This window comes from Halobacteriovorax sp. RT-1-1 (genome assembly GCF_047085455.1).
GTDB lineage: Bacteria > Bdellovibrionota > Bacteriovoracia > Bacteriovoracales > Bacteriovoracaceae > Halobacteriovorax_A.
Map to the genome: position 1 here is coordinate 738,770 of NZ_JBKIXZ010000001.1, position 22,936 is coordinate 761,705.

15 protein-coding genes and 1 tRNA gene are annotated in these 22,936 nt (G+C 36.9%); 6 read left to right on the forward strand and 10 right to left on the reverse strand.

The window, feature by feature from the left end; all coding sequences use genetic code 11:
* Positions 1-126: 126 nt before the first annotated feature.
* Positions 127-1,470: a hypothetical protein gene (locus ACMAWV_RS03715; RefSeq protein ID WP_412469922.1), complete on the reverse strand. Its 1,344-nt coding sequence runs from the start codon at positions 1,468-1,470 to the stop codon at positions 127-129.
* A gap of 144 nt (positions 1,471-1,614) precedes the next feature.
* Here ACMAWV_RS03715 and ACMAWV_RS03720 point away from each other — a divergent pair, with 144 nt between their 5' ends.
* On the forward strand, positions 1,615-2,358 hold the full coding sequence (locus tag ACMAWV_RS03720) for an acyl-[acyl-carrier-protein] thioesterase (RefSeq protein ID WP_412469921.1): 744 nt from the start codon (positions 1,615-1,617) through the stop codon (positions 2,356-2,358).
* A gap of 1 nt (position 2,359) precedes the next feature.
* Here ACMAWV_RS03720 and ACMAWV_RS03725 read toward each other — a convergent pair whose 3' ends face one another.
* From ACMAWV_RS03725 to ACMAWV_RS03740, 4 genes are all read right to left on the reverse strand, one after another.
* Positions 2,360-5,932 (reverse strand): fibrinogen-like YCDxxxxGGGW domain-containing protein, encoded by a 3,573-nt coding sequence (locus ACMAWV_RS03725; RefSeq protein ID WP_412469920.1) that lies wholly within the window; start codon positions 5,930-5,932, stop codon positions 2,360-2,362.
* Positions 5,929-9,981, reverse strand: coding sequence for a tail fiber domain-containing protein (locus ACMAWV_RS03730; RefSeq protein ID WP_412469919.1), 4,053 nt, complete (start codon positions 9,979-9,981; stop codon positions 5,929-5,931). The genes ACMAWV_RS03725 and ACMAWV_RS03730 overlap by 4 nt, the downstream gene beginning before the upstream one ends.
* Positions 9,982-10,119: 138 nt before the next feature.
* Positions 10,120-10,917, reverse strand: coding sequence for a hypothetical protein (locus ACMAWV_RS03735; RefSeq protein ID WP_392990846.1), 798 nt, complete (start codon positions 10,915-10,917; stop codon positions 10,120-10,122).
* The gene (locus ACMAWV_RS03740; RefSeq protein WP_412469918.1) at positions 10,914-11,390 is read right to left on the reverse strand and encodes a hypothetical protein; all 477 of its coding nucleotides are present in this window, start codon (positions 11,388-11,390) and stop codon (positions 10,914-10,916) included. The genes ACMAWV_RS03735 and ACMAWV_RS03740 overlap by 4 nt, the downstream gene beginning before the upstream one ends.
* A 178-nt stretch (positions 11,391-11,568) precedes the next feature.
* Between ACMAWV_RS03740 and ACMAWV_RS03745 the strand changes: the two genes are divergently transcribed.
* Positions 11,569-12,948 (forward strand): M48 family metallopeptidase, encoded by a 1,380-nt coding sequence (locus tag ACMAWV_RS03745; RefSeq protein WP_412469917.1) that lies wholly within the window; start codon positions 11,569-11,571, stop codon positions 12,946-12,948.
* Between the two features lie 36 nt (positions 12,949-12,984).
* On the opposite strand, the gene ACMAWV_RS03750 is transcribed toward ACMAWV_RS03745, so the two are convergent.
* Complete coding sequence (locus tag ACMAWV_RS03750) at positions 12,985-15,819, reverse strand: hypothetical protein (RefSeq protein WP_412469916.1); 2,835 nt, start codon at positions 15,817-15,819, stop codon at positions 12,985-12,987.
* Between the two features lie 92 nt (positions 15,820-15,911).
* On the opposite strand from ACMAWV_RS03750, the gene ACMAWV_RS03755 reads away from it, so the two are divergent.
* The 4 genes from ACMAWV_RS03755 to ACMAWV_RS03770 all read left to right on the forward strand — a co-directional run bounded on the left by ACMAWV_RS03755 (position 15,912) and on the right by ACMAWV_RS03770 (position 20,413).
* Positions 15,912-16,544 carry an NAD-dependent epimerase/dehydratase family protein gene (locus ACMAWV_RS03755; protein ID WP_412469915.1) on the forward strand — a complete coding sequence of 211 codons (633 nt, stop codon included), beginning with the start codon at positions 15,912-15,914 and terminating at the stop codon, positions 16,542-16,544.
* 169 nt (positions 16,545-16,713) lie between these two features.
* Positions 16,714-18,573, forward strand: a complete 1,860-nt coding sequence (locus ACMAWV_RS03760; protein ID WP_392990856.1) for a CheR family methyltransferase — start codon at positions 16,714-16,716, stop codon at positions 18,571-18,573.
* A gap of 66 nt (positions 18,574-18,639) precedes the next feature.
* Positions 18,640-19,734 carry a hypothetical protein gene (locus ACMAWV_RS03765; protein WP_412469914.1) on the forward strand — a complete coding sequence of 365 codons (1,095 nt, stop codon included), beginning with the start codon at positions 18,640-18,642 and terminating at the stop codon, positions 19,732-19,734.
* 40 nt (positions 19,735-19,774) lie between these two features.
* Entirely contained in the window at positions 19,775-20,413 is a 639-nt protein-coding gene (locus ACMAWV_RS03770) for a LysE family translocator (RefSeq protein WP_412469913.1), read from the forward strand.
* On the opposite strand, the gene ACMAWV_RS03775 is transcribed toward ACMAWV_RS03770, so the two are convergent.
* The 4 genes from ACMAWV_RS03775 to ACMAWV_RS03790 all read right to left on the reverse strand — a co-directional run bounded on the left by ACMAWV_RS03775 (position 20,410) and on the right by ACMAWV_RS03790 (position 22,928).
* Positions 20,410-21,108 carry a phosphoribosyltransferase gene (locus ACMAWV_RS03775; RefSeq protein ID WP_412469912.1) on the reverse strand — a complete coding sequence of 233 codons (699 nt, stop codon included), beginning with the start codon at positions 21,106-21,108 and terminating at the stop codon, positions 20,410-20,412. The two genes, ACMAWV_RS03770 and ACMAWV_RS03775, sit on opposite strands and share 4 nt — an antisense overlap.
* A gap of 12 nt (positions 21,109-21,120) precedes the next feature.
* Entirely contained in the window at positions 21,121-21,606 is a 486-nt protein-coding gene (locus ACMAWV_RS03780; protein WP_412462965.1) for a cyclic nucleotide-binding/CBS domain-containing protein, read from the reverse strand.
* Between the two features lie 275 nt (positions 21,607-21,881).
* Positions 21,882-21,957: transfer RNA gene (locus ACMAWV_RS03785), tRNA-Gly, on the reverse strand.
* A gap of 116 nt (positions 21,958-22,073) precedes the next feature.
* Positions 22,074-22,928: an AraC family transcriptional regulator gene (locus tag ACMAWV_RS03790; protein ID WP_412469911.1), complete on the reverse strand. Its 855-nt coding sequence runs from the start codon at positions 22,926-22,928 to the stop codon at positions 22,074-22,076.
* Positions 22,929-22,936 lie beyond the last annotated feature (8 nt).

The following is a 22,936-nucleotide window of genomic DNA, read 5'->3' on the forward strand; positions in this document are numbered from 1 at the left end:
GATTTAGTACCTACCTCTTCGAAACATAGATGAATAAGTTTAGAAAAATCGGCAATAATTACCGAAAAAAACAAAAGGCCGAGTGTTAAACTCGGCCTTCAGTATCAAATTAAAGGGGGGAGGGTATTAAAAAAGCTTTATATTAGCGCTGTTAGTAGCGTCTAGAGCAGTCGTAAAATTATTTAAGATAGGAGAGCTGCTTGCAGTATTGATTCCCATATTAAAGTTTTGATTTGGAATACTGCTTCCCCAATTATATCCACTTTTAGAGTAGTCAAAGTTTTGTACTTGAATCGATTGTTCTGGAGTGTAGTAATTACCCCAAGGCATCGATTCACTTACTCTTAGCATTGGTGCATTTGCTCCATAGTAATCATTGTAACTATAGTTCCAGTTGTTTAGTCGATTAAGATCTTGCATCATAAAAGACTGTTCTCTAAAGTCGCGTACCATACTTGAGAAACTATCTTGTCTCTGGTTAAGCGCATCGTATGTTCCAAAGTAAGAGTTAACTTGTGGCTGCGTAAATTGAGATGTAAGCATGCTTACAAATTGTTGCATGGCCATGGCCTCTTGTTGTTGCTGGCGCTGGTACTCTGCTTGCTCTTTCATTTCTCTGATATATTCGATAAGAGCTAGCTCTGCTTCTGAAAACTTATCGTCTTTATCTTCTTTATCTTCTTTTTTATCCTTCTTCTTTGCTTTAATTTTATCTTTATCAATCTCTTTGCTACCTGCTTCTGCGATAACTTCTTTCTGTTCTGACTCGTTCTTATATTCCTCAAGTTCTGCCGTAATTTTTGCAAGTTCATCTTGAAGCTTTTTTATTTCGTCAGTATCTATTTTTGATTTAGCATTTTCTAGTTCACAGGCTAAAACAGCATTTTCTTTCTTGAGCTCTTCATTCTCTAGTTCTAGAGAAGATAACTTTTCACTAATTTCCTGAAGTTTCTCTCTTGTTTCATCAAATTTTGAAATTGCTTCTTTGGCCGTATCTAGCTCAGAAGTTCTTTGCTCGATTAGTTCTTCAAGTGCCTTAATTTTTTCTTGGCGAATATTATCATCAACAGGATCTGATGATTGTACATTAGCAAGTTGAGATTTTAGACTTGTGATTTCTTCACTACTTTTTGCAAGCTCTTCAGTTAGTGTATTAGACTTACCTTGAAGCTCTTCATATCTTTTTGAAAGATCTTTAAAATCTTTTACTAGCTTTTCATCAACATCTTTAATTTCAATTTTAACGATATTCTCTACTTTTCCAAATAGCTTTGCAGTATCGAACCAAAGGTCAAAGATACCTTTTTGGTGGACTTGATAAGATGTTACAGAAATTTGCTTCTCACCTGCGATCTCGCGGTAGTGGCCACTATGGTATGAGTTGTCTGAAACTAACATTTCATTTTGCACATAAGTGCTCGATAGAAATAATGCACTCATAATAAATAGCTTTTTGTAACAAGCTTTCATAAATTCCTCCCAAGAATTTGATTCAATTTATTAGATGCAACTGCTATGCCAAGAAAAAGGTCAAAAACCATGCAAAAATGCCATGGATACTGTTCATATTTTAGACACTGGCCAAAACCAATGCGCTTTTGCTTTAATAGCTCTATGAAAAATCCAATCTATCAAAAGACTTATCAGGTCAGTATCAATAATGTGAATATCAACAAGCGCCTTGGGCTCTTTGGAATGTTAGGCTATCTTCAAGATATTGCGACTGTTCACGGCGAAGAGGCAGGCTTTGGTATCGAAGATATGATTAAGGATCAATCCTTTTGGGTACTGGTTAGACAAAAGCTTCGCATGGAGAGATTTCCTCATTGGAATGAGGTTATTGAGATTAAAACGTGGTCTCGAGCACCAGAGGGAATGTATGCCTTTCGCGAATTTGAGATCTTCCTTAATGGTGAGAAGATTGGGGACTGTTCAACGGTATGGATGATTTTAGATGGTGTGACAAGAAAGGTTAAAAAGCCTGACTTTCCAATGGAGAGAATTAATCCTCGTACAGATTATCATCTTGATTATATTGCTCATAAAGTAGAAGTGAGGGATAACTTTGAAAAAGTTAATACCATTACAGTACGAAATAGTGATCTTGATTTAAATATGCACGTTAATAATACAAAGTATTCACAGTGGATTCTTGATTCGATTCCGATTGAACTTCATAAAACGGCAAAGCTTAATGAATTTGAAATTAACTTCATGGCCGAAACACACCTTGGTGATAAAATTGATATCTTACGAGCACGTAATGAGGAAGGTGAGGTTGCTCACGATATTGTCTATAAAGGTATTAGGGAATCAGATGGCAAGACCTGTTTCTTAGCAAAGCTTTTAGCAGACTAAATTAACGTAGGTAGAACTCAAAGCTACATGCACCTTTTCCTGAATAGCAGACTTCTGTTCCATAAGCTGGCACGACACCTTCATTTCCTGAATTGATTGCGATATTAAAGGCATCTGCACTATTGTAATTATCATTGGCATTTTGTCCTGAACATCCTGCTGTACGACTTGTATGGCGTAGATTTCCCACGCAATCAGTATAGTCATAATCCCAAGTTCCATTGCCATTTTCAATTATTGGAGCACCAGCATTGTATGAAGGAGAGATAAACATCGCATCAGTTGTTCCATTGGCACGAGAGAAGTATTCTGGATTAATTGAAGCTCTAGTTGCAGGAAGTGTTCTTTCAGTTATAAGGTTATCAGCAATAGAGCTTACCATGATTGAATTATCAAGATCTGTAACTCCACTTGAGCGTGCTACTAATGTCCAGCCACCACCATCTGTTGTCATATCACAATAGACGCTTCGTAGAGCATTTTGACCAGGATAGAAGTTAATAGTGTAATTACCTGATGGAGCATTTGGATTTTCTTCCAAAATCTGCTTGCATGAAGACTTATAATCTCCGTATGAGTTTGACTCTCGAATCATAAACCAACCGTTCCCCGCACCAATTGCAGTTGCTGGGTCAGTAGCAAATTCCATAGCAGTTCCATTCCAATAGGCACCATTGAAATAACCACCTTCTGAAGTTTCTCCTCCTCCATTGATCTTACCGTTCCAACAGTTTGCATACCAAAATGGAGTGTCAGAATAGAATGACGGACAATTTCCAGTATGATTATCGTTATCTTGATCAAGTGTTGACCACATCATTCCATTATGACTTGTGGCAATTGCCGCTTTTACTGTACCTATTAATTGAGTATAGGATTCAATATTTAAACGGTACTTATCCGCAGGATTAAAATTTTTCACCGTCATCATCGCCTGTTGTGAAAATGACTGATCGTAATCGTAAGACCAAGAATAGAGTAGTTGAAAATCTCCATTACCAGCAATATTATCCCAATGAGAGAGACCGACGAAGTAGTTTAAGTAGTCTAGGTAGTCGTTAGTGTTATTTGATGCAATACTTGTAGTCGATAATAGACTACATTTTCCTGTTGTATCACTTACGCTTCCAGCGGCTGCAGAGCATTTTGGCAGAGTTGAAATTGAATCAGCATATGTAATAGCAGTTGTAGGCTTATTCGTTCCACCACGAGTATTTCCCCATACAAGCGTCCAGCCTCCACCATGAGTTGTCATATCACAAACTGTTGGGAAGGCCGGATTTGAACCTCGTGGTCCATCTGGATCAATTAAGTAAACCCCTGTGCCACTTGAATAGCCACGGTCAAGAAACTCTCGACATGACTTCATTGAAGGAAGAGAGCGTACCCAAACGCGTGTTTCTTGGTATTGTTTTAATGTTAGACCAAGGCCTGATTCTACCTCTGTACTATTGTAAGCATTTGTACAGTAACTATTACCGGTTGAAGTACAAGTTGTGATTTCAGCTCTGGCCATGGAGTCTCTTGGAGTACATCTTTTTCCATAGGCACCACCGATAAAAATTCGATCCGTAGTATTGGGGTCAACATTTACGCATGAATAAAAAACACGCCAATTATTTCCGTAGCCATGAAAGAAATAGTTTCCAACAAGTCCTACGTTTTCATTACCGTCCATATCTGCAAACTTTACTTGTGGTTTACTTGCATCTGTAAGAGCGGCCACTTGTTGAAAATAGTTAGGAATTGTTTTGTCTAAATAAGCCGTCTCCCAAGTATTGTCAGTGATACTGAAATCTGTATTCACACCTTCAACGCGCATTTGATTGAAGGCAATTGAATTTGATCTTGAGTAAACTTCCGCTGAAGTATCTCCACGAATAGCGTGAGTAGGGTAGCCGTGCCATACTTTTGTCCAGCCACCACCTTCTGTGGTCATATCACAATCAACTGTGACGGCCGTCCCTTCTGGATAAATTGTGTAGGAACCGTTTCCACGTGACTTACCACTTAAGAGAATATCCATACAGTTCTTTGGACGGTCGTATTTCTCTCTTAAAAAGTAGCGTGCCTTAACAGTTGCCTGTCCTGTGTTGAAACCACCAACGCCACGAACACGGTTAAGGTCATCACTACCATTTGTATGATAAATATAGTGTCGTGGATAATCGTGTACATCAGAATTTGGTGTTTGCGTATAAGTAGGGAAGCAGTCTCCCCATCCAAAACCAACTCCGGCCCAATTAGTTTGCCTATCTAAATAGTAGTTTGTTCCATTGCTATTTCTAAAGCGAAATTGTGAGCCACCTGTCATAATGTCACAATCTCCTGGTGTCGTCCTACTTGGTCCTGCTTTGATGTCGAGAACAAGATTTAAGTCATTAGGATTAAAAAATTCTACTGTCGAGAAATCTGTCGCTCCCCAGTTACCGATATCACGGGCCATCATTTGCGTTGCTGAAAAATCAAAGAAATTATGCATACCAACGGTATTAATTTCTGCGTAATTTGTGCTGGTGATATTAATGCCAGCAAATTCGCTTTTCATCGTATTATATGACTTCTTTATCGTCATTGTAGGATCTGCAGCGTTGGCATAGAAAAGAGTCCAGCCGCCATTATCAATATCCATTTCACAGTAAACTTGAGTCGCTGTTACTTGATCTGGATAGATCGTATAAACTCCTGAACCTTTGGATTCACCTAGTTCCACAAGATGCTGACATGACATTGGTCTCATCCCTTCATCATGAAGATAGAGCTCTGCTAATTGCGTCCCCACATCATTATTATGATCTGAAGGAATTCCCGTTTTATAAGCAGCATCTGATCCAATGGCGAAGTACCAATTTGAGTGGTTAACGGAGCCATCAATAAGAGATTGATCACCATTAGAGTAGCTGAAATTATTATTTCCAAGCTCAAGGCCTCCCCACCTTTGGCTATTCATTTCAATATCAATTCCTCGATAGCCACGTACAGGAGTGTCGTAAATTGGATTTGTAAATTGTGACCAAATATTTTTCTTACCTTCATTCGGATAATTAATCCAAAATGTAAAACGATTTAGACTTTCGAGCTCATCAATATATTGAACAATTGAGTAGAGGTTTCCTGTAGGTGCTGCTTGATTGTAGAGTAGGGCCGAATTCGTTGTTGGAAAGTATCCTCCAGCTACATCGTGTCTGTAAATTCTCGTCCAACCACCGCCATTATTATCCATATCACAATAAACACTTAGAGCAGCAAGTGGTCCTGCGCCGTCTATGTCGATTGTATAAAGTCCACTAGGATATGATCCTGTTTTATTTAAAGTCGAGCAAGAAACCTGACAGTCGCGAACGACAATATCAGATGGTGCATTAGCATAGAAATTCATCCACTCTGGATTAGTTTTCGTTGCAACAAAATGCTCATTTGTTGTTGATGTATTCCATACTTTCTTACAAGTATTATGGGCCACAATAGTTTTAAGTTCATTGCTTGCTAGTTTAAAACCAGTATCAACTGTATTGATCGCAAGAACAGATTGCGAGAAGAGTAGAGTAAATAGAAAACCTATTTGAATTTTCATTTCTTATTTGCTTTTTGTAACTCTTTAATTGCTTTGCGCATCTCTTGCATATCTGCTTTAAGTTGCTCGTTTTCTTCTTTAAGTGAAGCAATCTCTCTTTTCACTTCTTCATCATTATTAAAGAGCTTATCAATTTTATGCGAAATTGATTTTACTGCTTCTACTAAAAGGGCCGTAATATTACCGTACTGAACTGATTTATAACCATCTTGACCAGTCTTTACTAACTCTGGTTGAACTTTTTCAACTTCCTGAGCGATAAAACCTACAGTCTTCTCTTTTGGAAAATTTCTTTCTGGAAATTCATCTGTTTTCCAATCAAAAGTTACACCACGTAGAGCGTTTACCTTATGAAGTGGATCAATAATCGTTTCAACGTTTTCTTTGAATCTTTCATCTGAAGTATAAAGGTAAGCTGCTGCAAGAACGTTTCCTGCTACATGAAGCCTTTCAGATGGTGCATCTGTACCAAGACCTAGCTCACCTGTCCCCGTCAGCCTCATGTACTCAGTATAGCTACTCCCACTAGTGTATCTTGCAAAAACTAACGGGTCAGAAGGATTATCTCCCCACGTAACAGAAGGAATCTTGTCATCTCCTGTTGCTCCATCTCCATCAATATCGAAAACTTGCATACCGACTTGATCATTTCCAGATTGAACAACTAGACCGCCTAAACCTGTTGAACTAAGTTGACGAACTCCATGAACTATAAGTAGATCAGATGTTGGTACACTTGTTCCAATTCCCACCTTTCCAGTGTTATAATAAATATCACTACCTGTCGTTGTCCACTGAGATTGATTAACTCCACCAATTTGAGTCGTTACATAACTTTTCATCGCGCTAACTGATGGAGCTTGTACAGTTTCTGTTCCAGCTGTCGAATTTACAACTGCTGCTGTTTGGGCACGTCCATTTGTGAAGTATAAATTGGTCGCACCTTCCGCAAGATCATCAGTGTCTGCTAATCCTGTAATTGCAGTATAGTTTGCATTGATTTGTGCTTGTAATTTTCCATAAGCATCGAGAACCGTATCTGTTGCTACTAAAGCTGAGTTTGCACCTACAGAGTATCCTGTTAGAGGTGTACTAAGGACAGTAGATCCATCGATAACTGAAGAAGGAACACGTCCACTCGCATCGAGTCTTAGAAGCTCATTGGCACCATTTGAAGTATTAATAGCTAGATTCACATCATCAGTGTTTGCCGTTAGAGTTAGATCACTAGAAGCTGTTAAACCTTTGAATACTAAATCAGTTCCAGTCTTTGTTTTATAAAGAGAAGTTCCACCGGCACTTGAAGCTGTGTTTTGTTCTCCACTTGCTGCAACAACTGTTGATAAACAGCCTGCACCATCTATACAGATATCATTGCCTGTTGTGACATTCATGCCACCATCAACAGTTAGTTTTTGCGTAGGTGCAATATTTCCGATGGCTACATTTCCACCAGAAGACTGTAGATAAACATCGACATCACCAGCATTAGGACCTGATGCTAAAGTTCTAAGATAGGTATGTGTTGCACCACCTTCATAGATTAGGCGGAAATTCATATCTTGAAAGTCAGGTTCACCATTATCTTCAATCAAATCAAAGAAAGATGCTGTATCACCAACAGTTAGAGAAAAGGCTTCTACTGTAGCACCTGCTCTTGAAATATAGAATGGTTGTGTACCAGATGCTGTTGCAAAGTTTGCACCACCATTTACGGTAAGCTTGTGGCCTGGAGATGCAACACCAATCCCAACATTACCTGTACCATCAATTCGCATTCTTTCTTTATTAAGATCTGCAATTAGTGGCCCACTTGTTCTAAAAACAAGAGCCGCTTGTCCGTAATCTGCATTCGCACCATCAGTTTCTTGGATTGAAGCAATTGATGCGTTAGCAACTTTTGAAGATCCAGAGTAGTTAGATGTAAAAAGAATATTTGTTTCAGCGCCAATCGCTGGATCAGTTGAGTTTAAACGTAGCATCGCAGGGAAGTCTCTAGCTGCTGCAAGGCTAACCGTTTTATCCACACCGTTAATATCAAGAAGAGAATAAGGTGTTGTTACACCAATTCCAATATTTCCAGTCGGATAGTGAATATCACTTCCTGCTGTTGTCCATTGAGTTGCGCGATTATCTACATATGATTTAATCGCAGCTACTGAAGGTGCCTGGTCTGTCTCGCTACCTACTGTCGAGTTAACAATTGCTGCAGCCTTTGCTCTAGCATCAGTGTGATAGAGGTTTGTTGAACCTTCTCCAATATCATCTGTATCATATGCCGAAATAGCAGCAAGAGAAGAGGCGTGTGAATTAAGTTGACCTTGAACTTTTTGAAATGCTTGAATAACAGTATCTGTCGCTAATACACTTGAAGCTGCACCTGTTGTAAAACCTGTTAAAGCAACATCAATTGCAGGATTATAATTAATAATTGAATCTGCTAACTTATCACCGGCCCCAACTTGCGCAATTTTACCATTAGTTGTTCCAACATCTACTGCTAGAGTTCCTGATGACGTAATTGTTCCACCTGTAAGTCCTGTTCCCCCTGTCACGGCAGTAACAGTTCCTGCATTACCTGTCGGCCATGCCGCACGACAATCGGCCGCGATACAAAGCTCGGTTGCTTTGACTTTACCAGCAACATCAAGTTTTTCAGTAGGCTCATCCATACCAATACCAACATTTCCAGTGTCACCATCTAAGACTAGAGCTGTATTATTACTTCCATTAAAGAAGTTAAAGTGAAGTTCATTGCGACTTGTTGTTGCTGCTGAGTTTAAGCCGAATGCCATAATATCCCAGTAAGCACTTGCAGTGTTTCCTGTTTGCATTCTTATTGCACTCTTCTTATCTTCGTGTCCAAGAAGGTTCAGGCTTGCTCCTGCTGCTGAAGTTGTACCTTCTATTCCAATCTCGGCCCATGTGGCACTCTGAATGTGTAGTGGGTAAGTTGGTGTTGTTGTACCAATTCCGATATTACCTGTGTTGTAATAAAGGTCACTTCCTGTTGTCGTCCACTGAGATGACGTAATAGCACTAGTTTGGGCCGTTACATAATTTTTTACTGAATCAACAGAAGGGGCAGTATCCGTTTGTGTTCCTGCCATTGAGTTAATAACTTTTGCATCGGCCATGGATTGTGCCGTCGTATCGACGTAGCCTTTTACTGCAAGTTCACTTGGAACTTGTGTCGCTGAATCTAGAGTTCCTGAGTTATCAAGATCACTTGCCGGAATTTGTGCAACGTTGGCAACATTTGCAAGCCCGACATATGTTTTATCAATTGTTGGTGCATTAATTTTTGACCAAGCAATTGCTGCACTCGTGTTGATATCAGCATCAACGATTAAGTTGTCTTGAATATCATTTGCCGTTGTTGAAGGAGGTGTTGTGTTACCACTTTTTACACGTCCCTGCGCATCCACAACAACAGAATAGTAAGTAGTATTATCAGTCACAAGGTTTGGTAAACCTATAACCCCTGCATTGTTAACAAGCGTTGAATCAACAGTTACTGCAGCAGTTTGATTCACACATTCAAGTTCATTAGATGCGTTTACAGAAACCACTTGTCCTGGAGAGCAAGTTGCTGCGATAACTAAATTATCCGATAGAGCTGCGTGATTGGCGTAAACTGAAATTGGATTTGCCAAGATATTCTGATAATCATAGGCGATTGGATTTCCAACATCAGTCACATCTGTCACACGAATTACAAGAGTTTGTCCCGATGGTATTTTATCAATAACATCTGCAGTACTCGAATAGAGAGGGTCAAAGGATCCTAGGTTATCAAAGTCCAACTCAACAGTGTAGATTCCATTAGATAGAGGGACGCTATTGATTGTTTGAGTTGCAATTACTGTAGGAAGATCATTTGAATAGTACAGATCAAACTTTAAATTAGGGGTACCTGTAACAGGAGTACCGTTACTAAGTACAAGTCTGCCCGAGTAACCAAGCTTACTTGTCGAAGCATATAGATTTAAGGATAAGAAGCTTAAACTAAACGCTAAAATGAATGTAAAGATTCTACTAACGTGCAACAAAGTTCCCCTGTGTTTACAGTGGCATATCGACATAATATTACGAATCATTAAAGAAATGAAATTTAGGTAGTTAAGTGGACAATATTTCCAGTTTAGGGCAGAAATGTGCCAATTAAAGGTGGCTGACCCCTTAGATTAAGGGGTCGCATTACAAGGTGGATACATACGAGCAAGCTCGCCAATAGGTCCACCAGTTTGGCTATGATTCGGTCTTAGCTTTTCCCAATAAGAGTTAGTTGGAAAAACCTTACCATTTGCCTTATACATACCTTTTTTACCAAGAAGAATATTGTACATAATATCCATACTGCATCTAACTTGGTTTCTAGGTTCTATTGTCGTTTCATATCCAGATGCAAATTGGCAGTTCTTACCTCGCCAATAACGTGCATCTTTTTTTCGGTTTAGCTGAAAGAGTCCAGTAGGGCGATCTGTAGCATCTGGTACACGACCAGTGTTTACCTTTGTAGGATCGCATGATGACTCAACTTGTGCGATTGAAGCAAACATCCAAACCCAAAATCTCTTTCTTTGCTCATTATTTAGGTTGTACCAATTGGGACAAGTATATGGAGCCGCTGTCATCCCTTTGATTTCATCATAGAGAAACATCTCAGAAGCGCCCGATTCATTTTCAATATACTCTGTAATCATTTGTCCCCAAACGCCTTCTTTACCATCTTCAGTAATAAACATTTGGCAGTCTTTATTAAAATACTTTCCATCTCTTCTGTGTTCAGTTGGTAGGGGATCACCCTGAGAAATTGTATTGTCCTCTACCTGACAGTTATGACAACCACCATCCGGCGGATTTGTGACACTATTAATAACGCTGTTAAGCTCATTTAAGAAATCAGTTTTTCGAGAATTAAGATCAGAGCTATAAGAATTAAAATTAAGAATTAATGTAGATACAAGAATAAGTGACTTCATTTTTTAGCTTCCTTACTCTTTTGTACTTTTTGATAGACACACTTAATTCCACTCTCTTTCGACTCGTAGCTGATGGTATCATTTTTTAATTCGAGAATTTGAGTACTAATCGAATCCTTTTGATTCGCTGATGCCTTGCAATCTTTGACTTCACTTACTTGGGTAACTTTTGTCTTTGTATAAGTGAATACTGAACTATATGTACAATCCGACTTTTCAACTTGTTTCTTATCAGAAAATGGGCCTAGGAAAATACGATGTCCTACTCTTAGTCCTTTTTGTGGAGACTTTTCATCAATAAATTGTACTTCAGAAGCGTCACAAAAATCAGAGCTTCTCACTAGGGTTTTGTATTCACCCACATGCTTTTTCATCGCAGAGATGAAGTCATTCGCTGAAGCGGCCAACGACATTGTTGGTAGTGCTAAAATTACTACCAATTTACAGATACTTATAGTGGAATTCTTAATCATACCTATCCTCTTATTAACTCTCGAATTATACCATTTTATAAGGGTTTAGAGCTCTTGGGAGACAAGATTTCCCCATGGATAATTATTTGGCCTAAGTATTGTGTTCATTATTACACACTTTAAGACATATAGAGGCTTTCACTGGTAGTAATGCCTATTACAAAAATGGGAGAAACATATGAAGAAAATGGTCAATATTGCGACGTTAATGACATTAGCACTTCTTGTGTCATGTAATGCCGAAAAAATATCAAAGGTTAAGTTTGTACATGCTCTTGAGGGTGAATCTCTTTCAGGTGAAATGAAGATCAATGGCCAGGAATTAAATTTAACTGGTTCAAGTGAAGAGTCATTTGAAGTGAAGCCAATGTACCCAAGAAAATTAAATCTAAAGCTCGAATATAATCACGGGCCAGAGCTTAACAAGTTATCAGCTACTGAAATTAAGATGGAATTTGAAGTACGTAACTACGATTCTGAAGAGGGAAGTGTTGATCTAAGAAAAGCAGGTTCTGTAAAACTTCAAGGTGATAAGCTTAAGCTTACTAATTGTACAAACACAGTTGACTTCAAAGTAAATGGTAATGAGCTTGTTGTCGATATGTCTAAATTTAAAAGTCTTGCTTCTTGTAAGGCCGTAGGAAAGTACAAAAACTATAACCGTATTGGTGAAGAAGGCCGTCTACACAATGGTTTTGGACGTAACTTTTTTAAATTTGCGACTGATACTCAGTTTGGAAAAGAAGCTGCTTATGAAATCGTAAATAACTTCTCTCGCTACATTTATCAAGATGGAGAAATGGCCGAGTACTTAAAGACAATGATTACTAAGATTGCTAAAGCATCAGATATGCCAGATGTAGAACCTAAGGTTTTCTTTATTAATGCTCCAATTGAAAATGCTTTTGCTCTTCCAGGTGGATACGTATTTGTTTTTAGAGGTCTAGTTGATTCTCTTAAAACTGAAGCTGAGTTAGCTGGTGTATTAGGACACGAATGGGCACACGTTACTGAAAGACACGGTACAGAGTCTGTAACAAGAAGCTTAAAGTCTATTGCTACTAAGTTTGTTGGAGCTGGTTTTGTTTGGGCCAACTTTGGGATTCTAGGTGGTGCAGCTACTTATTATGTATACGATAAATTAGAAGATATTCCACTTATGGGATTTAGCCGTATTCAAGAGCTTGAAGCTGATAAGCTAGGTGTTCAGTATGCATATAAAGCAGGATATTCACCTTACGGACTTGGAAAGTACTTTTCATCGGTACCTGATTATGATGAAACTTTCTTTCAAGCAATTACTTCAAGTCACCCAAAGTCATCTACTCGCGTGGAAAAAATTGAAGAGTTAATCTTTAATTATATCCCATATGATACATCGCTTGTCGTAACAAGTGATGAGTATGAAGCAGCGAAGGAGTCAATTGATGATCTTCAGGCGATGCCTCCATATGTTGTAAGACAACTTATGGTTTCAATGGGTGCACTTGTTGAATCAAGTATCAAAAAGAGTGTTCGTAAAAAACTTAAGCTAGATCACAAATTAGAAGAAAGATAACAAAAAGAAGGCCCTCATATGAGGGCCTTTTTTTTTCTAGTATGTAATTCCAATACCTAAAAATACTTCACTTTCATTTTCTTCTGTTTCGTGTTTTCTAACAAAACGGTATCCAAAGTCCACAGGAATGGCCCTGAAGATCGATGTGTTAAAGACTAGTTCCGCTCCATAACTACTAATATGAAATCCATTGTCTGCTGATATAGCGTATACTTTAGTGTTATCGTAGAAGAGATTCATATAAATTCGCTTAAAGTAGATGAATGCTGAAATATTATAATCCGGATAGAAAAGTGGAAATAAATAATTAGAAGTGGTTTTTACATATCTCTTCGTTGCGAAATAATTATAACCACGAGAAAAAACGTATCCCATAATTTCTTGTGAAGTTGGCTGAAAGCGATAGCTTGTTCCATCTCCATACTTTTCACCAGTAACAGAAAATTTAAAGCCATTATTATTAAAAAAACCAGGTGTCGTAATTGTAAGATCTCCAAACCAGCGATAATCACCAACTAATCCAGTCGTGTCATCTGTACTTGCATCCTGATACATTCCTAAAAGAGAAAAGCTCCATGGCGAGATAATCGATCTTGCCGTATAGTCTTTATAAAGATCGACTAGTAGTGACGTACTTTGACGAATTAAATCCGATTCTCCTGTTGTGTCAACGTCATTTGAATTGTAATCCTTAGTTTGAACGAACTCAGCACTATAATCTAAAGTTATATTTAAGTTATAGAGATTTTTTCTGAAAACGAATGGTAGTTGTACTTTTGCTCCTACTGCATTTTCATCCCAGCCATAGTCATCATTATCTGTCCCTAGACGACTTACTTCTCGTTCTCTTAAGTCGGCGATTAGGCTGAAAATTGGCCAGTATCTTTTGAAATCAATCTGCAAAGAAGAGTATGGTGTGTTTTCAGCCGCTTCATATCCTAGGTTAACATTCCATCCAAAGTCTCTTAAGTAATTATCTGCCCACAATGACAGTCCATAACCTTGACCAACAAAGAAGCTCCAAGAGTGTGGAGTAAAAGCTCGCCAGTCAAAACCAGAGTAATCTTTTTCTTTGTATAGATTGAAGTTTTTATTTGCTACTTCATCACGGTCTTTAAATTCTATTTTTTCAAAGTTATTTAAGCGATCACTAGGGCTATCTTTGGAATAAAACTTATCAGGATTAATTAAATTATCGATTGGTAATTTCTGACAGTTTGACATCGAAGTATTGCTAATTCTCTTACCATTTATTGTTTGTTCAGAGAATAAAATCTCATCATTTGAAAATGTAGGTGAGTAGGCTGCAATTCTAGAAGTCGTACACTTTTGTAGCTCTTTTGCGTTTATGTTGAATTTGAAAACCTCAACTGAACCATTGTATTGAGCTTCAAATAAAATATTATCTTTGTAATCAGATTGTAGCCAATAGAGATTGTTAAAACTTACTGGAATTAGATTAGTTATATTATTATTTCTTAAATTTGCACGTACGAGACCTTTTCCACCACTGGCCTTTGTCACAAGTGCTATAACCTCATCTTCATTGATTGAAACAGCTTCTAAGAATTTGTATTCATTGCTTTTGATTGTTCTAAGGAGTTTGCCATTTAATTCAAGTTCTTGAACTATCCATTCATTTTTGTCATTAAAGTTAATAGCAATGATCCTTGTCCCATCTTCGTTGAAGTGTGGATTATAAAGCCTCATTCCCGAAGTAATATACTTCTTATGACCATTTTTTAAATCAATTAGGCTTAAATCAGAATAGCTTTTGAACCCATATCGCCAGTGCGGTAAAAAATGAGATTGTACGGCATGATTTTTACTATAGTCTAATCGAGTAATGTCTTCACTGTAGGCTAAATCTGTTAGAACTTCTTTTTTACCATTAGTTTCTTTAATTAAGCGATAGAAGTTATTAAGGTCATACTCTAGATAATATAGATCAGCGCCATTTTTGTATTGATTAGTCTTAATATTAAAATCTGTTATTTTTAATTCTGGAAAGCTGTCCTTTTTCCACTTTTTTCTTAAGTCTTCAAATGCTTCGTAGTAGAAGTCATAAAAGTCGATGCCTGATGCATTTTCAATTGCGCCAACAATTCCGTTTGGATAAGGCCTTGCTGTAACATTGTCCATGACATTATCCCAAAAGTTGTCACCATACTTTTTGTAACCATGAGATATTAGAACGTATCCATAAATATACCAACTCACTAATCTATCATTATATGTTCCATTAACAAATTGATCGTATGTTGGTGTTTCGCCTTTGAGTAAAATTGCTTTTAGTCTTGCCATAAAGCGAGAAGAGCGACCTCGTCCTGATTGAGTATATTTTGTTTCAGCATAAACAGCATCACCTTCCATATACCAAGGCTTTCTAGCTAAATAACTTAGAAGTGCTTGCCCAGTATCACCCATAAGTACATCAAACGCCTTTACAGTTTTCTTATTAAAGATATCTTGCTGGATAACGTGGCGATACTCATGAATCGATAAATTTTCATGCCACTCAAGTGTACTTACATGGGCAAAGAAATTTGTTGAATCAAACCACTCTGTACGTCTTGGAGCAAGTGTTACAAATCCATTAGGATCACCCATTTCCGGACGATAGATCAAGCTAACTTGCTCCGGCTTTTTTAGCCCATAAGAAAGTCCTACATATTTTGAGTAGTGCTCCATTAGATTGGCCATATAAATTGCATTCTTCTTAAAACCTTTAGGGTAGATAACTTGCACAAAATCATTCTCTAAAGTTGACCAATCTTGTGGTGGGCTTTGAGTATTTACCCAATTATGTTGGGCCAATGTGTGAAAAGAAGTTGATAATATAAAGGCAATATATAGAACAAACTTTGTCATTAATTGTCTCACTGTGGTTAAAGCTAATTTTGTTTATTAAAATTAAACTTTATTGTAGTGAATATGTAAATGAATTGGTTAGGGAGTATTGAATGAGATTACTAATACTAGGAGCAACAGGCCTTGTGGGCAGTCATGTGTTAAAGCTGGCCATCGAAAGAGATGAAATCGAATATATTGTTGCACCTGTACGTCGAGAAATTAATTCACACACTAAACTATATTCACCCATCATTAATTTTGATCAGGTAACTTCAGCAATGCTTAAAGAGTGGAATGTTGATGTCGTCATATGTGCTCTTGGTACAACAATTAAAGTGGCCGGTAGTAAAGAAGCATTTAAAAAAGTAGATCTTGAGTATCCTCTTACTTTTGCAAGATGTGCAAAGGAAGTTGGAGTTGAAACTTTTGTCTTAAATTCGGCAATGGGAGCGAATGAGAATTCTATTTTCTTTTATAATCAAGTCAAAGGGAATTTGGAAAATGCATTGATGGACTTAAAGTTTAAGTCTCTTTGTCTAGTGAGGCCTGGACTCATTGGTGGAGAGAGGAATGAGTTTCGATTAGGGGAGGTTATTGGAAAATGTTTATTGAAAATTTTCCACTATATCCTACCAAAAAGCTTACGTATTAACCCTGCTTCATCAATTGCAAAAGTGATGCTAGAGGCGGCAATAGAGCAAAGAGCGGGGATAAAAATCATGACCTCTGACAGGTTAACGTAAATTGAAAACGACTTTTCAGTACCTTACTAAGCAATCTATATAAATTTTGTTCCGATTACTTTTTATCATTTAACTATCTGAAATTATTGTTAAGAAATTATAACAGTTGACGATAAGTCGAGATATAGATTTTTCATCTATTGGGATTTTTTATATTTCGGAGAACTATGTGAACCAAGCTTTTAAGAAAGGTATTGAGTGGGATATTATCAGTCTTGCTAATTATGTGTCAGAAATTGTTTCAAAAGAAAGTGGCAATATTCTAGGACCGGCACAACAGTCGATGGTAACAAGTCGTCTTAAAAAGAGAATGATGACCTTAGGTTGCTCGACTCCGGAAGATTATTATAGTTATTTAACAAAAAATTATGCAAAAGAATCATCGCATTTAATTTCAATGTTAACGACTCACCATACTTACTTCTTTAGAGAGTTTTCTCACTTTGAATATTTATTAAAGAATCTTGATAGTATTGTTGCGAATGCAAAGAAGCGTGGCGATTCTACGATAAGAATTCTTTCGGCAGCTTGTAGTCGTGGGCAAGAAGTTTACTCACTTGGAATGTTTTTTCATCATCATTTAAAAAACTATCCTGGGATGCGTTTCGAAATAGTTGGAACTGATATTGATCCTGAAAGTGTTAAGATTGCAAAGAATGGTGTTTACCGTTATCGTGAAATAAAATCAATCCCAACTGTATACTTAACTGGTAACTGGATGCGTGGCTCTGGTGAAATTTCAAAATTTGCTAAAGTTAACGCAAATATTAAAGATAACTGTCAGTTTGGTGTTATGAATTTACTTGCACCAGAAAAGTTTCTAGGTAGCAAAAAATTTGATATTATTTTTTGTCGTAACGTTTTCATCTACTTTGATCAAAAATCAATTGAAAATATCGTAATGAACTTCAAAAAGTATCTTCATAAAGATGCTCTATTTGTTACTGGAATAAGTGAGTCACTGAAGGGGACGAGTTTAAAGGTTCAGACACTTGCTCCAAGTGTATATTGCCTAGACCCTGAAGCACCTAAGGCAGAAAGAAATCTTAGTCTTGTTAAAGATGGTGTTGCACCACTTTCGAGACCTGCTATTAGACCAATTTCAAGTCTACCTTCGATTCCTAAACCTATTCGTATGCTAATAGTTGATGATAGTTCTTCTGTTGTAAAACTACTAACTAAGATATTTGAAAAAGATGAGGACTTCGAAGTTGTTGGAAGTGCGGCCAATGGTGTTGAGGCCCAGGAGTTCCTAAAAACTAATAGAGTCGATGCGATGACTCTTGATATTCATATGCCAGAAATGGATGGAGTTGAGTATCTGAAAAAGAATTATCGTATGGGACATCCAAATGTAATTGTCGTATCAAGTGCTAGCCGTGAGGATACACGTTATGCTCAAGAAACTCTTAATAATGGAGCATGTGACTTTGTTGAAAAACCAGCTCTAAATAACTTAACTGAAAGAGCAGAAGAGATTAAGAATAAGGTGAAAATGTCTTTCTTAAATGCAGGACCTGCTGTTACAAAAATTGATCGCTCATTCCAGAAAAGTTTTGATATCAAGAATCCAGATACAAAGGCACGTTTCTTTGTTGGAAGCTTTAGTGATAAAAAGAAAATCGTTGCAACACTTGATGAGTTAAGAGGTAATCAACCTCCAACATTCTTATTCTTTGAAGGGAACGGAAACTTCCTTGAGATGATTAGTGAGGAATTTAAGTCTGTTCCAAATATCGAAGTTTTCTCTCAAATGACGACAGTTGTGAACAATGCTGTCTATATTTGTGATTTCAAGTCACACTTTGCTTCTGTAAACGCGAAAACTTCTTCACGAAAGAAGAGCTTATCAGTTTTTGGAATTGTATCAAAACAAGTTGAAAACTCATTTTTTGATTTAAAGAATACTCAAATCCTGATCGAAGATACTGAAAGTATCAATGCTAGTGTTAAGGAAGTAGCTTCAGATATCTTTCCATGGACAAGTTTTGCTCACCTTGGAACAGAGTACCTTGCGGATGATGAATAGTTAATAATGTTTACTATTCTATTGTAATATTGTTTAATCTCTTCTGAATAAGATTCGGGAGAGATTATGCAAAGTCATACAAAATTATTTTGGAAAATTCGTCTACAAACTATTCTTTGGCTTGTACTAATCCTCGGCTTTATTTCAAGTCTTCCAGTTATTCTTAATTGGCCTACAATGTATATTTATATATTAATTGCTAGTGTGTTAACTGCAATTCCTCTTGGTTGGCTTCTTACTAAAATTTGTCATTCTCATTCAGTGAAAACAAACTGGATACGTTGTAGTGTTGGCCTGTTTTTCTTTGCTACAGGAGTAGCGTCGTTACCTATTTATTATTCGATTGTTATAACAGAAACAAATCCAGCTCTTCAGCCTCAAGCTGTTTTAGTCAATGGTGATAAAACTGTTACATTTCAAGGAATGCAACATATTGGATCTGAAAACTTCTATAAATCTGTAATTTATGATGTTGAAGAAGCACTTTCAAATGGATTTGTAATTTACTACGAAGGTGTTCAAACAAACTCACCAGAGTCGAAAGATTTTTTTGAAAAATTAACTGCTGGTATTACTGGCGGTCAAAAACATTTAGATGAGACTTATTCTGCAATTGGAAAGGCATGTGGTCTTAAGTTTCAACTTGATTATTTTGGTTTACTTGAAGCTGATAAAAAAGAACATCCAGAAAGGCATGTCATTGCAGATGTGGATGCTCTTGAATTGAAGGGTGAATTTGAGCGTCTAATGAAGACTGATGTAAAATTTGCTAAGGCCAATAAAAACTTTTTCGATGTAGCTGAACAGGATAGTAGTGCAGATCCAAGTGCTGCACTTGTATCGTTTTTAAAATCAGGTAGTGAAGGTCAAAAAAAGTTAGCGGGGATTGTTTGTCGAGGCTTTATGTCTAAGAAGATTGGTCAGTCAGATGGTGGAAAAGTCGCTAATATTGAGCCAGTTATTTTAGATTATAGAAATCGTGAACTTGCTAAAAGAATCACGAATGATACAAATAAGAAGATTTTCATTACTTATGGAGCGAAGCATTTTTCAGGAGTTTTTGAACTTTTAAAAGAAAACGATCCAAAATGGGAAGTACGTTCAGTAAAATGGATGAGAGCTATAGAATCACCTAAAAAGGAATATGAGGCAAAACTATAAGCTATTGACGCAAATTCTTTATCGAATGTAGTATGTCTACATGGAGAATTCTTTTAGTGCTTTCTTATTTTTGTGTTTTATCTTAACCATTACTCCTGGTTCAGATACAGCGTTAGTTTTGAAAAGTTCAATAAGTGGTAATCGTAAGAATATAATGGCCACTATTTTAGGGATCTGTTCAGGTCTTTTTATTCACGCAGTGATGTCTTCACTGGGACTCTCTGCAATCTTGCAACAATCTGCTGAGCTATTTCACTTTGTGAAAATGATTGGAGCTGCTTATCTCATATACTTAGGTGTGCGTGCACTATATGAAGCATGGTTTAGTGGTAGTAAAACGAACCTCTTTCTCGTTTCGAAAAATGAAAGAAAACAGGTATCTGTCTCTAGTGAGTTTCGTAGAGGTCTTTTAACGAATATCTTAAATCCAAAAGTTGCAATTTTTTACTTAACTTTCTTACCTCAATTTATTGATATTAATTCTAATCCACTAGTTCAATCAATTGGCTTGTCGTTAGTTCATATTGCCTTAAATCTAATCTGGCTCTTTCTATTTGGATACTTTGTTACTTTCTTTAAGGCACAGTTTGAAAAGGGAAGAACTAAGTGTGTTGTTGAAACACTTAGTGGTTCAGCATTCTTATTCTTTGGTCTCGCTCTAGCAAAAAGTAAAGATTAGCCCTTGGATTTTCTGAACATTCTATCTTGTTCTTGTGCTAGTATTTTTCCTTGATATGTTTCATAGGCTTCTTTTAATAGTTCTCCTGCTCTTGTATTAGAAACTGGTAGAAACTCTAGATAGCACTCGCCAACGGAGAGAAAGTTGTGGGGAGTTTCAAGTACAAGAATATCATCTACCAGATTTATAATCTCACTCCAAGATTCTCTAGAACATACAGGTGTTACAACTTCAATTTTATTTGGTGTTTGCTGTTTGATTAATTTAATTGCGGCCTTCACAGTTGCACCAGTTGCGATTCCGTCGTCAACAATTAGAATATCTCGTCCTGCTATATTAATAGGCTCTCGTTTTCTTCTTAAAATTTTTGCCTGCTCTATGGCCTCGCGCCTCTTTTCATTTGTTAATCGACGTAATTGAAGTTCATTAACTCCGAAGTGACTTATTAAATCTCTATTATAGTATGTGTCTCCAGTTTCGGTGACAGCGCCAATAGCTAATTCACTGTTTCTAGGTGCACCAATCTTTTTTACACAAAATACATCAAGAGGAAGACGGTGCCTCATTGCTATTTCGTACGCTACAGGAACACCTCCTCTAGGAAGAGCAATAACTACAGCGTTATTTTTTTCGCGTATCTTATCCTTGAATTCCTCGGCCAATAATGCACCGGCTTCCTTTCGGTTTTTAAACATCTTCGCTTCCTATTACGCAATTTTAACTTGTCGTGTTTCGTCAATTGGACATTGAATAGCGGATTCTTTTTCTATCTCTAATTTAACAATTTGTGAAAGGTCATGGATTTCATTACCAAGTCTTTGAATAATATCGTCCGAAGAAATGATTCCTACTATTTGATCTCTACTGTTTACAACTGGTATGCGTTTAATACCATTGGCCTGCATCTTTTTTATTGTATCGACAATACTATCCTTCGGTGTGCACAGAACTACATTCTGAGTCATGATCTCACTTACTTTAGAATAAGGTTCAATCTTTCCTTCTTTTCCAAAAGATATGGCAATGTCTCTATCTGTTAAAATTCCAACGGGAGTATTTTTCTTTCCTGTTATATTATCCACAACGATGATGGCCCCAACGTGCTTTTCATACATCTGTTTGGCCGCATCTTTTAAAGTTGCATTTGAATTTATGATAACAACATCTTTTTGAATGATATCTTTTATCGCCATTGTTTATCTCCTGATAAGCTTTTCTTTCAAGTTGATTATAAGAGGAGTTATCAGCAGATAAGATTTAATTATTTTTAAAGAAAGGTTTTGATTAATTTTCGCTTATTGTTCACGAAGAAAGCGTTAGCGCTGCGTATCGTTTAAAAATGAAAATATCTTATTTATTAAAAGAATGGAGCGCGTGATACTGAATGCGCAAGCATTCAGCAAGAATAACAAGCGTTAGCGCTGTGTATCGTTTAAATGTAAATAGTATCTTAATTTGAATTAAAGAATGGAGCGCGTGACAAGATTCGAACTTGCGACATCCACCATGGCAAGGTGACACTCTACCAACTGAGTTACACGCGCTTATTTGAGTGAGATGAAATATATTGCTGAGAGAAAAAGTTGTCAATAGGTACAGAATAATTTTTTTCAATAAAGTATTAACTACTTAATTTTACAAATATATTCTGCACCTTGTATTAAATTAAAGGTAAATAAATATCTGTTATTAGTTCATTTTCAGGAACCTCTGGGAAGAAGTTAAGATAATGAAAGAAAAGTGGAAAATCTCGAAGCTCCTCGCCACTTGTCGGAAGCCATTTTCCATATAATTCGTAGATCTTACCCTCAATATTATCAGGTGAACCAAAGTGGCGTGCAACAGCACATCGCCCAGCTGGAATCGTTTTTTCGATAACTCCATCTTTATTTTGTTTTAAGTCTTCAAATAGTTCACCACAAATATCAAAGGCAAAATCCTCTGGTTTTGTATTATTTGGATCGTTGTAGACGATACCAAATGTGCGTGCTTTGTTTATTGGTGATTGCTTACTTTGAATTCGCCAATTTTTAAACTTTTCAACTGAGTTGTTAAGAGTTGTGGGGGAAGCTCTATGTTCAAGAACGGCCACCTTCATTTCTTCTAATTTTATTATTTTTATTTCCATGTGATTATCTCCTGTAGGAATTATGAATTGATATTTCTCATGCCACTTTTCCCAGTTAGGTGCACTTCTAAATTGAGAAGGAGTAACATTAAAAACTTTTTTAAAAGAACGAGAAAATGCCTCAGGACTATCGAAATTAGCATCAAATGCAATATCGATAATCTTCATTTCTTTGTTGAAGACAAGTTGATACGAGGCCTTCTTTAATCGTGTTAATTGAATAAAGCTGTATAGACTAATATTAAGTTTTGCCGTGAAGACACGGTGAAAGTGATACTTAGATAAACCTGATACTTCTGATAGTTTTTCAAGGTTAAGATCTTCATTAATATTATCAGCTATATATTTACAGATAAGAGCTATTCTATCGTTATATTCATTACTCATAAAACTAT

What these genes read in the sequence shown, in the direction of transcription:
- ACMAWV_RS03715 (WP_412469922.1), bottom strand. Translation starts at nt 1,470, where the DNA reads ATGAAAGCTTGTTACAAAAAGCTATTTATTATGAGTGCATTATTTCTA.
- ACMAWV_RS03720 (WP_412469921.1), top strand. Translation starts at nt 1,615, where the DNA reads ATGAAAAATCCAATCTATCAAAAGACTTATCAGGTCAGTATCAATAAT.
- ACMAWV_RS03725 (WP_412469920.1), bottom strand. Translation starts at nt 5,932, where the DNA reads ATGAAAATTCAAATAGGTTTTCTATTTACTCTACTCTTCTCGCAATCT.
- ACMAWV_RS03735 (WP_392990846.1), bottom strand. Translation starts at nt 10,917, where the DNA reads ATGAAGTCACTTATTCTTGTATCTACATTAATTCTTAATTTTAATTCT.
- ACMAWV_RS03740 (WP_412469918.1), bottom strand. Translation starts at nt 11,390, where the DNA reads ATGATTAAGAATTCCACTATAAGTATCTGTAAATTGGTAGTAATTTTA.
- ACMAWV_RS03745 (WP_412469917.1), top strand. Translation starts at nt 11,569, where the DNA reads ATGAAGAAAATGGTCAATATTGCGACGTTAATGACATTAGCACTTCTT.
- ACMAWV_RS03750 (WP_412469916.1), bottom strand. Translation starts at nt 15,819, where the DNA reads ATGACAAAGTTTGTTCTATATATTGCCTTTATATTATCAACTTCTTTT.
- ACMAWV_RS03755 (WP_412469915.1), top strand. Translation starts at nt 15,912, where the DNA reads ATGAGATTACTAATACTAGGAGCAACAGGCCTTGTGGGCAGTCATGTG.
- ACMAWV_RS03765 (WP_412469914.1), top strand. Translation starts at nt 18,640, where the DNA reads ATGCAAAGTCATACAAAATTATTTTGGAAAATTCGTCTACAAACTATT.
- ACMAWV_RS03770 (WP_412469913.1), top strand. Translation starts at nt 19,775, where the DNA reads ATGGAGAATTCTTTTAGTGCTTTCTTATTTTTGTGTTTTATCTTAACC.
- ACMAWV_RS03775 (WP_412469912.1), bottom strand. Translation starts at nt 21,108, where the DNA reads ATGTTTAAAAACCGAAAGGAAGCCGGTGCATTATTGGCCGAGGAATTC.
- ACMAWV_RS03780 (WP_412462965.1), bottom strand. Translation starts at nt 21,606, where the DNA reads ATGGCGATAAAAGATATCATTCAAAAAGATGTTGTTATCATAAATTCA.
- ACMAWV_RS03790 (WP_412469911.1), bottom strand. Translation starts at nt 22,928, where the DNA reads ATGAGTAATGAATATAACGATAGAATAGCTCTTATCTGTAAATATATA.